The sequence below is a fragment of the Coprococcus sp. HPP0074 genome (assembly GCF_964238105.1).
In the GTDB taxonomy this organism is placed as follows: Bacteria; Bacillota; Clostridia; order Lachnospirales; family Lachnospiraceae; genus Faecalimonas; species Faecalimonas umbilicata.
Map to the genome: position 1 here is coordinate 83312 of NZ_CAXSKS010000009.1, position 12650 is coordinate 95961.

Genomic DNA, 12650 nt, shown 5'->3' on the forward strand with positions numbered 1-12650 from the left:
TCATTTCCACATCTTCATGTTCCTGCCTTTATGAAAATAAGATTACCCTCGCCTCATACGGCTTCAAAATACCTTTTTTATGATGTTTGTAATTGGAGATCAGTTCCTCTCCTTCTTCCGCATTGTCAAAAAGTGTACAATCCACTTTTTTGTCTGTAAAATTACATCCTACCACAAGTTTCTGATTCCCCAAAATCCGCTCGTATGCGTAAATCTTGTCATCATCTTCTAACAGTCCATAAAAGATACCATCAACGACAATATTATACTGTTTTCTGAGTGCAATTAGTTTCTGATAGTAGTAGAAAATACTGTCTGCATCCTGAAGTGCATCTTCTGCATTAATCTGAAGATAATTCTGATTGATGCCAATCCAAGGAGTCCCTGTCGTAAATCCCGCATGTCTGCTTCGATTCCATTGCATTGGTGTTCTTGCATTGTCACGACTGATTGCTTTCAATGCACTGATCATATCCTCTTCTGCCATGATATTTCTCTCCATTGCATCCTCAAAGGCATGAATACTCTCGATATCCCGGTATTCTTCTATTTTCTCAAAATATGCATTGGTCATTCCAATTTCTTCCCCTTGATAAATATATGGAGTTCCTTTCATCATATGAAGACAAGTCGCAAGCATTTTTGCCGAAAGTTTTCGATACATCGGTCCGTCATTTCCAAAGCGGGAAACTGCTCTTGGCTGATCATGATTACTCCAGTAAAGGCTGTTCCATGCTTTTCCTTCTAATTCTGTCTGCCATTTGTTCAGAACTTCCCTCAAATCTTTCAAACAGAATCTCTCATCCGTCCACTTTCCAAATTCTCCGACAGTTAAATCTACATGTTCAAACTGAAATACCATTCCAAGCTCTGTTCCATCCAGATTTGCATATTTCTTTGCCTCTTCGATTGTCACTCCCGCTGTTTCCCCAACGGTCAGCAGATTGTATTTTGAGAGAACTTCCCTATTCATCTCCTGAAGATACTCATGTACTCTCGGTCCATTGCAGACAAATGGTCCGAAATCTGCGTAGCTACTACCACCGTGAATTTCCCCATCCGGATAACTTTGATCCTTGGAAATCATACTGATCACATCCATACGGAATCCATCGATTCCTTTCTCACACCACCAGCACATCATCTCGTATATATTGTTCCGTACGGCTTTATTTTCCCAGTTGAGATCCGGCTGTTTCTTTGAAAAACAATGAAGATAGTACATATCTGTTTCTCTGTCGTACTCCCATGTAGAGCCTCCGAAACACGCCCCCCAGTTGTTCGGTTCTTTTCCGTCCTTTCCCTCTCGCCATATATAAAAGTCTCTATATGGATTTTCTTTTGACTTTTTACTTTCGATAAACCATGCATGTTCATCCGAAGTATGATTCACAACTAAGTCCATCACAAGCCGTATTCCTCTTTTGTGCATTTCTGCAAGCATCCGGTCAAACTCTTCCATAGTACCAAATTCCTGCATAATGTTCTGATAATCCGAAATATCATACCCATTGTCATCATTCGGTGACTGATAGACCGGTGAAAGCCATACGACATCTACTCCAAGTTTCTGCAAATAATCAAGATGTGCCGTAATCCCATTTAGATCCCCAATTCCGTCTCCATTACTGTCTGCAAAACTTCTTGGATAAATCTGATATACTACACTATTTTTCCACCACATTTTTTCTTCCTCCGATTTTAATTGTTAATGATAGTATAAACACTTTGTTTCGTATTTTCTTGCAATATGTTATTCTATATTTATGCTATATTCACTTTTTATCACTTAACAAACTAGGAGGTCCTCTTTCATGAACAAACAAACTCTTCAGGAAAAACCACACGGAACCCCTTATTTTCCGTTTGAATCATTCTCTCAAGCAGATCTTACCGGTTCCTACTTTGCCCCTTATCACTGGCACGACGAATTAGAATTCCTCTATATTACCAAAGGTTCTCTGACACTTCGTACAGAAAATTCTTCTTACGCATTGACAGAAGGGCATGTTTATTTTATCAATCCCGGAATCGTACATGGAATTTTCGGACACAGCAAAGTATCCCATCACTATGCACTCTTGTTTCCCATGTCTCTACTGAGCTTTACCCAGTACGACATCTGTCAGGATGCGCTGATCCTACCCCTTCTGTCTCAAAAATTACAATTTCCCTATGGGGAAACTCTGCCCAAAGAATGTACCGAAAAGCTCTGCTCTCTCATAGAATCTGCTGCCTTACTGTACGATTCTCCATCTCCCACGACTCCACTTTCCATCAAAATTCTTCTGCTGCAAATATTGGAAACTCTGTTTTTACACAATGCATTTCTCACAGTTTCTGAAGAAACCTTGTTCAAAAGAACTTCTAATTTCGATCCTCTAAAAGAAGTATTTACTTATATAGAAACAAACTATATGAGGAAAATTCATCTAGAAGAGCTGTCCAGCTGCGCACATATGAACAAAAATTATTTCTGTAAATTTTTTAAAAAGAAGATTGGCAAATCTCCTTTTACATACCTGAATGAATACCGTATCAATCAAGCTGCTTCCCTTCTTCTGAAAAGCAATGCTCCAATCACAGAAATCGCCCTCAATACTGGCTATGAAAATATGAGTTACTTCATCAGACAATTTAAATACTATAAGCACTGTACTCCTTCTGATTTCCGGCATTTTTCAAAACACAAAGAGCAGTCTTTTTAAAAAATCTGCTGGAAAATCCATCTTCTGTTTGCTATACTTTCTCCTGACAAAAACAGCTCATGTTCCACAAGCCTGTCTTGTGTTCATATAGATATTTGCGTGATAAAGGAGATGATTTTTATGACAATAACATGTAAAAACAAAAATAGAAACCATAAACAATCAGGGAGGTCTGATCGATAGTTACCTCCCGGAATCAGGAGGCTATATGATTACTGTTACATTAGATACAATTAAATTTCACCTAAAAGAAATCCATGATTTCTCATGGCTGCAAGCAATCGGAAATGTTTTTGCTGTCTTTGACCAGAATGATTCCGGAAATATCAGTTTCGGTGTCGCGCGAGGTTCAGAAAAATTTTTCATAAAAGTTGCCGGAATTGCCACTGCTGAATCTATCCGTACAAAGGAAGAGGCCATTGCGTCTCTCAAATCTGCGATGTCTGTTTACGAAACGATTACACACCCACATTTGATCGAACTTATAGATCACGGTTCTCTGGACGATTTATATATTTCTGTATTTAAGTGGACATCCGGTGACTGTCTCTTCGATCATTGGAATTTTGAGAAATATGACAACAATCCTCAGCTGATCCCTCCTGCAAAGCGTTTTCGGCAATTACCTTTAAAGAAAAGAATCGCTGCCGCGGAAGTTCTGTTTTCCTTTTTGAATACTGTTTCTGAAAGCGGATATGTTGCGGTTGATTTTTATGCAGGAAGCATAATGTATGATTTTCAGACAGACAGAATAACAATCTGTGATATCGACTTATTCCGAAAAAAGCCGGCCATAAACGACATGGGCGAACACTACTGGGGAACAAAGCGTTTAAAAGCACCGGAAGAATATTGTTACGGCGCTGCCATTGATGAAGTTACAAATGTCTATACACTTGGTGCTCTTCTTTTTGACAGCTTTTTTGGTCATTACACGGAAGAAGAAATTCGTACTCGCTATGAACAAAATGCCTTTTCTCCTTGCTCCTTTGAGCAATGGGAACTTAACAGAGCATGCTACGATGTCGCATGCAAAGCTGTCTCTCCTGAAAGATTGAAAAGATATTCTTCCATCGACAGCTTTTATTTATCTTCACAATGGCAGAAACGGCTTTCCATCCAAGAATACAAATCTGCATATACCGTTTCCCGGTCCGTTTCATTCAGAATTTCATGTCTGTCATTTTCATATAACTTGATCTGCACATCTTTACATCCACAGTCTTTGTATTTTTGAAAGACTTTTTCCACACCATCCCCAAAGTTTCCCACAGGATCCTCCTTTCCAGCTACAAAAAATATCGGAAGATCTTTTGGTATTTTTTCAATGGCTCCTTTTTTCTGTAACTGTTTCATTCCTCCGAACATCTGATAGTAAGCGCTCACAGTAAAAATAAAGGTACACATCGGATTTTTTAAATAAGCATCTACCATTTTTTCATCCTTTGTCAACCAGTCCATCTCAGTCCTTGCAGGATGAAACTTCTTGTTATATCCTCCGAATGCCATCGAATTTACAAACTTACTTCGGTAACGCCACCCCCTGATTCCGGCAATGCACTTGCAAACTCCTCTGCCGAGCATCAGTATCGGTAATGGCTGATATCCTGTTCCCATAATGACTGCGCCTGACAGCCCTTCCGCATAGGATAGCAGATATTGTCTCAGCAAAAAAGAACCCATACTATGTCCCAGCATAAAATATGGAATCCCCGGATATTTCTTCTCCGTTTTTCTGCGAAGGGTATGGATATCTCCCACTACATATTCGTTGCCGCTCTCTTTTGGGAAATATCCATAATCTTCCTCATCTGCCACCGATTTTCCATGTCCCAGATGATCATGACCAACTACTACGAATCCTCTGTCAGTAAGATAAGAGGCAAATGCTTCGTACCGTTCAATATATTCTACCATTCCATGACAGACTTGAAGGACAGCTTTAATCTGTCCCTCTCCTCTCCACTCAATTGCGTGGATCTCTGTATGTCCATCACCGGAAGGATAGTAAAATTCTGTCTTTTCCATCGTTTCTCTTCCTTCCTACTTTTTTATTTACCTGTCTTCCATCTCAACATATGCTCTGTGCGGAGCCAGCGATTTATATGCCGGACGGATAATCTTATCAACATTTTTCAACTCTTCTAATCGATGTGCACTCCATCCGACAATACGTGCCGTTGCAAAGATCGGTGTATACAGTTCCTTTGGCAGCCCGAGCATGCTATATACGAGACCGCTGTAAAAATCTACGTTGGCATTGACTCCTTTGTAAATTTTTCTCTTCTCACCGATTACTTTTGGTGCCAGTTCTTCCACCAGTGCATAAAGAGCATACTCCTTCTCACAATGCTTTTCTCTTGCCAGCTGTGCAACAAATGCGCGGAAGATATCTGCCCTTGGATCGGAAATAGAATAGACCGCATGTCCCATTCCATAAATCAAACCTTTCTGATCGAATGCTTTCTTATCCAGGAGTGCTTCCAGATATGCCTTCACTTCATCTCTATCTTCCCAGTCTGTAAGATGCTGCTTCATATCTTCAAACATCTGTGTCACTTTGATATTAGCGCCTCCATGCTTTGGCCCTTTCAGCGATGCCATAGCAGCTGCCATCGTTGAATAGGTATCTGTTCCAGAAGAAGTAACTACATGCGTCGTAAATGTTGAATTATTTCCTCCGCCATGATCCATATGGAGCACAAGTGCCATATCCAGTATCTTCGCCTCCAGCTTCGTATACTTCTTATCCTTCCTTAGCATCATTAAAATATTTTCTGCTGTGGAGAGTGCCGGATCCGGAGCATAGATAAATAAATCCTCTCCCATCCGATAATGATATGCATGATATCCATATACCATCAGCATCGGGAACTGGCTGATCAGATTCAGACACTGCCGGAGTACATTCGGGATAGACGTATCGTCTGCCTTTTCATCATAAGAATATAGATTTAAAATCGAGCGTGAGAGACTGTTCATCATATCCTTGCTAGGTGCTTTCATGATCACATCTCGCACAAATGTCGGCGGAAGCGTTCTGCGCTCTACAAGAACATCGTGAAACTCTCTTAACTCGCTCTCATTTGGCAGTTCTCCGAATAAGAGGAGATACGCAATTTCTTCAAATCCATAATGTTCCTTTTTTAGAAATCCATTGACAAGATCCTTTACGTTATATCCACGATAATACAAATTTCCTTCACATGGAACTTCCTCTCCATTGACAATCTTCTTCGCGCGAACATCTGATACATTCGTCAGCCCTGCCAGAACACCTTTTCCGTTCAGATCGCGCAGTCCTCTCTTTACTTCATACTTTATATATAATTCTTTCTCAATCTCATTATTCTCTTCACACTTCTTTGCTAATGCTTCGATCTGAGGTGTCACATCAAACAATGCTTCTGAAACTGATTTTCCCATAGGCTTCTCCTTTCCGAATGCTGAAATCTGTTTGTAATTTAGCACTTATTATACTAAAACACATTCATTTTTGCAATATTCAAAAATATTAAATAATTATTAATCAAAAAACAGACTTTTTGTTTCTTCTTCGCAAAAAGTCTGTTTTAGTTTGTTCTATATTAGTTTCCGGTCGGAAAATATGGACGAAGTGCTCCAGCCACATTGCTGATCGGCATGGTCTGCAGCCAGACATGTCCCGGTCCTGTAATTACTGTGTTAAAAAAACCTTCTCCCCCGAAAAATTTGTTTTTTAACCCCGGAACAGTCTGGATATCCATCTGGCATGACGCTGTCATCGCCGCAAGATGTCCGGTATCAATTACAATCTGCTGCCCTGGCTGAAGTTCATACTCAATCACATGTCCGTCAAACTCGGCAAACATGACTCCTTCGCCGGAAATCCTCTGTAGTATAAATCCCTCTCCGCCAAAAAGGCCGGATGCAAGTTTTTTATGAAAATGAACGGACAGCTGTATTCCTGCCTCAGCTGCAAGAAAGCCACCTTTCTGTACGACTATTTCTTCTCCCGGACGAATATGAAATGCCCGGATAGAACCAGGAAAGCTGGATGCGAATGCAATCTCTCCCGCTCCTCCCTGCGCTGTATAAATGTTTTGGAAAATTGCTTCCCCGGAAAACATTCTTCCGAATGCCTTTCCAAGTCCTCCATTTGTAGAAGTATCCATCCGCATATTTGGTGACATCCATGCCATAGATCCCTTCTCTGTGATCATTCTTTCCCCTACGTCCAGTCTGCAGATAACTACCGGAAGTGTGTCTCCTAAAATCTGATATCTCATAGTTGTTTCCCCCTTCTCTGACTCAAATGATAAACGCTACGCTTTCGTTCCATTCTCCTCTTGCTGCAACCGCCCGACAATATTGCTTAAAGTTGCAAACTCTTCCAGATTGAGGGCTTCTCCTCGTACGCTCGCCCCTTTTCCTAATTCCGCAATTGCCTGCTCAATTCCCTCTCTGGATAAGGAAATTTCAGGTGAATTTTTCAGTCCGTTTGCCAGTGTCTTCCGTCTCTGATTGAAAGATGCTCTGATAATACGGAACATCAATTTTTCATCTTTCACCTGCACCGGAGGCTCTTCATGGCATTCTAACCGTATCACTGCAGACCCTACTTTCGGTCGCGGCATAAAACAATTCGGTGGAACATTTGCTGCAATATATGGCTTTGCATAATATTGCACTGCGAGCGACAGTGCCCCATAGTCTTTCGTTCCAGGTCCAACCTGCATGCGGTCTGCGACCTCTTTTTGCACCATAACTGTAATGCTCTGCACCGGGACATGACTCTCAAAAAGTCCCATAATGATCGGTGTCGTAATATAGTACGGAAGGTTTGCCACCACTTTGATCGGTTTCCCTCCATTTCTCTCCTGAGCCAGTTTTACAATATCCAGCTTTAACACATCTTCATTGATGACAGTCACATTGTCATAACTGCTCAAAGTATCCTCCAGAATTGGAATCAATGCTTTATCAATCTCAACCGCCACGACTTCTCTCGCCGCGCATGCGAGATATTGTGTCATCGTACCGATTCCCGGTCCAATCTCCAGAACAAAATCATCTTTCGTAATCTCTGCCGAACGGATAATTTTGTCCAACACATGCGTGTCAATCAGAAAGTTCTGACCAAATTTCTTCTGAAATGAAAAATTGTATTTTTGCAATACCGCAATGGTATTCTGTGGATTGCCTAATGTTGGCTGATTCATATATTTTCTCCTATACTCCAAATAATTTCCTTGCATTTTCTCTCGTCTGTGTAATCACCTCTTCACAGCTGATCTGTTTGATCGCCGCAATTTCTTCCGCGATCAAAGGAAGATTCAGGGAAGAATTTCTCTTTCCTCTGTTCGGAACCGGTGCAAGATACGGACAATCCGTTTCCAAAACAAGCGCTTCCAGTGGAATCTCTTCCACAACCTCCTTGAGTTTTCTGGCATTTTTAAATGTGACAACCCCACCGATTCCTAGCAGATATCCCATCTTTACATACTCTCTTGCATGCTCGACAGAATACGAATAACAGTGGATAATCCCCTTAAGATCCTGCCCATATTCTTTCATCATCTCCAAGGTATCGGCTGCGGCTTCCCTGCTGTGGATGATCACCGGAAGTCCCGCCTCCCTTGCAGCCTCCAGCTGACGGAGAAACCATTTTTTCTGAACTTCATGTGATTCCTGATCCCAGTAATAATCAAGACCAATCTCACCGACAGCCACAACCTTCTCATGGGACAGCTTTTCTTTCAGCCATGAAAATTTTTCCTCATCCAATGTGCCGACTTCGTCAGGATGTACACCGACTGCCGCATAGATAAATGGATATTGCTCTGCAAGTCTGATCGTGGAAAGGCATCCCTCCAATGTTGCACCGACATTTACAACTGTCTCTATTCCTGCCTCCTGCAGTCCGGCAAGAAGCTGTTCTCTGTCCTCATCAAACTGCTCATCATCATAATGTGCATGTGTCTCAAAAATCATCTATACTAACCCCTTTCGGATTTTGCTTCTGTCCTTGTATTATAAGTGAAAATCCTTGTAAATTCAACTTTTCCGATCCTTTCTTCTATAAAAGGTTTGAATTTATCTATAAAAAAGATTATACTTGTCTATATATCAAAAAAGAGGAGGAACTTCAAAATGAAAGTTTACGACACAGTAAATAAAGTAGAACTGGAAGCTACTGAAAAAGAACTTGTTGACATTATGGTAAATGGACGTCAGGTAGATCTGATCTTAAATGAAAAGAAGACAGATGCAGACGGATATCTGACATGGGACGTAGAACACTGGTCAAGCATCGATAATAAGAGATTCATCCGCTGCTATTCTTTAGAAGGACGCGTATTGAGTGAATCTACTGGTCACAATATCTACGATCTTGCAAACGACTTCAAACCTGAAGAAGCAAAAGAAGTACAGTTAAGTTAATCGAAACTGTTCGTTTCTTCCTGTTGAAAACAAAATCGAGAAGACTTTTATAAAAAGCAGGTACTGCCAAGAGGTAATATGACACGGACCCTCTTGCAATACCTGCTTTTCTCGTTCTCACTACGCTTGAACTCTTATCTTTTTTTCTTTTTACAGAATTTCTTTTCTCAGCTGTTCTGCTGATTTCATAGACAATAAGCCTGGTGCAATATCAAATACTGTCTTTGCACCGCAGTCACCGTTGTTTGCAAGTCTGTATGCAGCACGGGCATATGCAACTAAGACACTAGAAGTAAATTCCGGATTAGAGTCCAGTTTTAAAGAGTATTCAATTACATGCTTGTTTCCTTCTCTTCCAGTCTCTCCAGTGCGGATCACAAAACCGCCGTGCGGCATTTTGCTGTGTTCTGCTTTTAATTCCTCTTCCGATACAAAAGTAACGGTTGTATCATAATCTGCAAAATAATTCGGCATTTCTTTGATGGTCTTCTCAATCAGTGCCTTATCTGCACCTTCCTCTGCCACGACATAGCACTCACGAAGATGTTTTTCTCTTGTGGAAAGTTCTGGCTCACTTCCACTTCTGACTCTCTCCACTGCCTCCTCAATTGGAACAGTATACTGGATTGCATTCTTCACCCCTTCGATACGGCGGATCGCATCAGAGTGTCCCTGGCTGACTCCCTTTCCCCAGAAGGTATAAGTGCTTCCTTGTACGAGGATCGATTCTGCATAAATACGGTTCAGGGAGAACATTCCCGGATCCCAGCCCACAGAGATGATTCCTACTTTTTTCCCTTCGTTTGCCGCTGTATCTACATCTGCAAAATACTCTGGAATCTTTGCATGTGTATCAAAACTGTCGATCATATTGAAGTGTTTTGCAATTTCTGGTCCCATCACTGGAAGATCTGTCGCAGAACCTCCGCAGAGGATCATCACATCGACTTCATCTTTCAGTGTAAGAATATCATCAAAATGTACTTTCTTTACACCTTCCGTCAGAATCTGAACGCTTTTTGGATCACGGCGTGTCACTACCGCAACAAGTTCCATATCTTCATTTCTCTCGACTGCAAGTTCTACACCGCGTCCAATGTTTCCATATCCAACAATACCAATTCTGATTTTACTCATTGTGTTCTCCTTCTTTCTCGTAATAATCTGTTTGTTACTTTATTGCAGGCTGTAGGGCAGAGTCTTAACAGATTTCTGCCCCCGCCGGCATCTCTTTTTCCGGTGTCATTAATGCAAGATTTCCTTCTGCATCTTCTGCACAGAGAAGCATTCCCTCTGATAAAACACCTGCCAGTTTCGCCGGTTTTAAGTTCACAAGCACCATTACTTTTTTCCCTACCATCTCTTCCGGTGTGTAATGTGCCTTAATTCCTGATACGATCTGTTTTACCTGACTTCCCACCTTTACTTGTGAACAAAGCAGTTTCTTTGATTTTTTTACCGCTTCGCAGGCAATAATCTCACCGACTTGGAACTGCATCTTTCCAAATTCTTCAAATGTGATTTCTTCTTTCGGTTCAATGTCAATTACAGACTCTTCCTCTGCCTTTTCTTCTACTGGTGGATGTAATTCTTCTACCTTCTTCATGACCTCTTCCATATCAAGTCTCTGGAATAGAATCTCCGGCTTGTCTGTTACATGACCTCCATTTAGTTGAGCAAGAATCTTTTCAGATGTCTCCGGCATAAATGAGCTTAATAATTCTGCCCCCTTTGAGATACTTGTAATCAGATTGTAAAGCACTGTTTCCAGACGGTCCTTTTTGTCCTCTTCTTTTGCAAGCGCCCAAGGCATTGTCTCATCAATATACTTATTGCAGCGTTTGAACAGGTTGAATATCTCTGTGATTGCATCTGCTACCCGGAGTTTGTCCATCTTCTCATCTACTGCTCCCGGTGTGCGCTCTACAACTGCTTTTAACTCTGCATCTACCTCTTCTGCAATTCCCTTATCTGTAACGATTCCCCCGAAATATTTATTTGTCATGGAGATCGTACGATTCACAAGATTTCCAAGTGTATTTGCAAGGTCAGAATTCATACGCTCTACCATCAGTTCCCATGTGATGACACCGTCATTGTCAAATGGCATCTCGTGCAGAACAAAATAGCGGACTGCATCAACTCCGAACATATTTACAAGCTCATCTGCATAGATGACATTTCCTTTTGATTTACTCATCTTTCCATCGCCCTGAAGCAGCCACGGATGTCCAAACACTTGCTTCGGAAGTGGAAGATCCAGCGCCATCAAAAAGATTGGCCAGTAAATTGTATGGAAGCGGATAATATCCTTTCCGATCAAGTGAAGATCTGCCGGCCAGTCTTTCTTAAACTGCTCACTGTTCTCTCCATCACAGTCATACCCAATTCCTGTGATGTAGTTTGTAAGCGCATCTAACCATACATAGACAACATGCTTTGGATCAAAATCTACCGGTATTCCCCATGTAAAAGAAGTTCTTGAAACACAGAGATCTTGAAGTCCCGGAAGCAAGAAGTTATTCATCATCTCATTTTTACGGGACACCGGCTGAATAAATTCCGGATGTGTATTGATATGTTCAATCAGCCTGTCCGCATATTTACTCATCTTGAAGAAATATGCCTCTTCCTTTGCTGGCTGTACTTCACGCCCACAGTCCGGACATTTTCCATCAACCAGTTGTGATTCTGTAAAGAATGCCTCACACGGTGTACAGTACATTCCTTCATAATATCCTTTGTAAATATCTCCCTGCTCATACAGCTTTTTAAAGATTTTCTGAACTTGTTTCTCATGATATTCATCTGTCGTACGAATAAATTTATCATAAGATGTATTCATCAGATCTGCAATCTCTTTTACCTGTGCAGCCACACCGTCTACAAATTCTTTCGGTGTCACTCCAGCTTCCTGAGCCTTCAGTTCAATCTTCTGTCCATGTTCGTCAGTTCCTGTCTGGAAAAATACATCATACCCCTGACTTCTTTTGTATCTTGCGATTGCATCAGCAAGTACAAACTCATAAGTATTTCCAATGTGTGGTTTGCCTGATGTATAAGCAATCGCTGTTGTCATATAAAATTTTTTCTTATCCATTTTGTATCCTCCTCTTTTTTTGAATATACGCATTTAGATTTTCCACTCAAAAGCAGCATCTTCAAAAAGGATCTCACCCGGAGAGTTTTTTATTTCATCATTTTTCTTGAAACAAAAAACTCGCCTCCTCAAAAGAGAAGACGAGAGATTCCCGTGGTACCACTTCTATTTATCCGCTCTTCACAGCGCGAACCTTACCGAGTGCCCTGCACTCCTCGCTGTAAAGGGCGAATCCCTTTGTATCACACTTTTCTTTCGTATTCTCTTCTAGATTAGACCGAATAGACAACAGAAAGTATCATACACCGCTCGGAAGCCATCTTCAGTCAGATTCCACTTGTTCCTCTCAGCATCTCATATCTCTTTGTATCTGTCTGTGTCCAAGTCACATTCCACACATTTCCATATGAATCAGAACT

General features: G+C 41.2%; 10 protein-coding genes. 2 read left to right on the forward strand and 8 right to left on the reverse strand.

Annotated elements, in window-relative coordinates; all coding sequences use genetic code 11:
* Nucleotides 1-28: 28 nt before the first annotated feature.
* On the reverse strand, nt 29-1684 hold the full coding sequence (locus ACESPO_RS11790; protein WP_016439915.1) for a glycoside hydrolase family 13 protein: 1656 nt from the start codon (nt 1682-1684) through the stop codon (nt 29-31).
* A gap of 130 nt (nt 1685-1814) precedes the next feature.
* Here ACESPO_RS11790 and ACESPO_RS11795 point away from each other — a divergent pair, with 130 nt between their 5' ends.
* Complete coding sequence (locus tag ACESPO_RS11795) at nt 1815-2708, forward strand: AraC family transcriptional regulator (RefSeq protein WP_016439916.1); 894 nt, start codon at nt 1815-1817, stop codon at nt 2706-2708.
* A gap of 1083 nt (nt 2709-3791) precedes the next feature.
* Here ACESPO_RS11795 and ACESPO_RS11800 read toward each other — a convergent pair.
* The 5 genes from ACESPO_RS11800 to ACESPO_RS11820 form a co-directional block, all read right to left on the reverse strand.
* A complete protein-coding gene (locus ACESPO_RS11800; RefSeq protein ID WP_336304507.1) occupies nt 3792-4736 on the reverse strand; it encodes an alpha/beta fold hydrolase in 945 nt (314 codons plus the stop codon).
* Between the two features lie 27 nt (nt 4737-4763).
* Nucleotides 4764-6134 (reverse strand): citrate/2-methylcitrate synthase, encoded by a 1371-nt coding sequence (locus tag ACESPO_RS11805; RefSeq protein WP_009263787.1) that lies wholly within the window; start codon nt 6132-6134, stop codon nt 4764-4766.
* Nucleotides 6135-6295: 161 nt separating this feature from the next.
* Entirely contained in the window at nt 6296-6976 is a 681-nt protein-coding gene (locus tag ACESPO_RS11810; RefSeq protein ID WP_336304506.1) for a TIGR00266 family protein, read from the reverse strand.
* Nucleotides 6977-7012: 36 nt separating this feature from the next.
* Complete coding sequence (gene rsmA, locus ACESPO_RS11815; protein ID WP_117578227.1) at nt 7013-7909, reverse strand: 16S rRNA (adenine(1518)-N(6)/adenine(1519)-N(6))-dimethyltransferase RsmA; 897 nt, start codon at nt 7907-7909, stop codon at nt 7013-7015.
* Nucleotides 7910-7919: 10 nt separating this feature from the next.
* The gene (locus ACESPO_RS11820) at nt 7920-8681 is read right to left on the reverse strand and encodes a TatD family hydrolase (RefSeq protein WP_008977622.1); all 762 of its coding nucleotides are present in this window, start codon (nt 8679-8681) and stop codon (nt 7920-7922) included.
* A gap of 159 nt (nt 8682-8840) precedes the next feature.
* Between ACESPO_RS11820 and ACESPO_RS11825 the strand changes: the two genes are divergently transcribed.
* A complete protein-coding gene (locus tag ACESPO_RS11825; RefSeq protein WP_008977623.1) occupies nt 8841-9131 on the forward strand; it encodes a hypothetical protein in 291 nt (96 codons plus the stop codon).
* A 150-nt stretch (nt 9132-9281) separates the two neighbouring features.
* On the opposite strand, the gene ACESPO_RS11830 is transcribed toward ACESPO_RS11825, so the two are convergent.
* The gene (locus ACESPO_RS11830) at nt 9282-10268 is read right to left on the reverse strand and encodes a diaminopimelate dehydrogenase (protein WP_009263792.1); all 987 of its coding nucleotides are present in this window, start codon (nt 10266-10268) and stop codon (nt 9282-9284) included.
* A gap of 64 nt (nt 10269-10332) precedes the next feature.
* A complete protein-coding gene (metG, locus tag ACESPO_RS11835) occupies nt 10333-12264 on the reverse strand; it encodes a methionine--tRNA ligase (RefSeq protein WP_081636862.1) in 1932 nt (643 codons plus the stop codon).
* Nucleotides 12265-12650 lie beyond the last annotated feature (386 nt).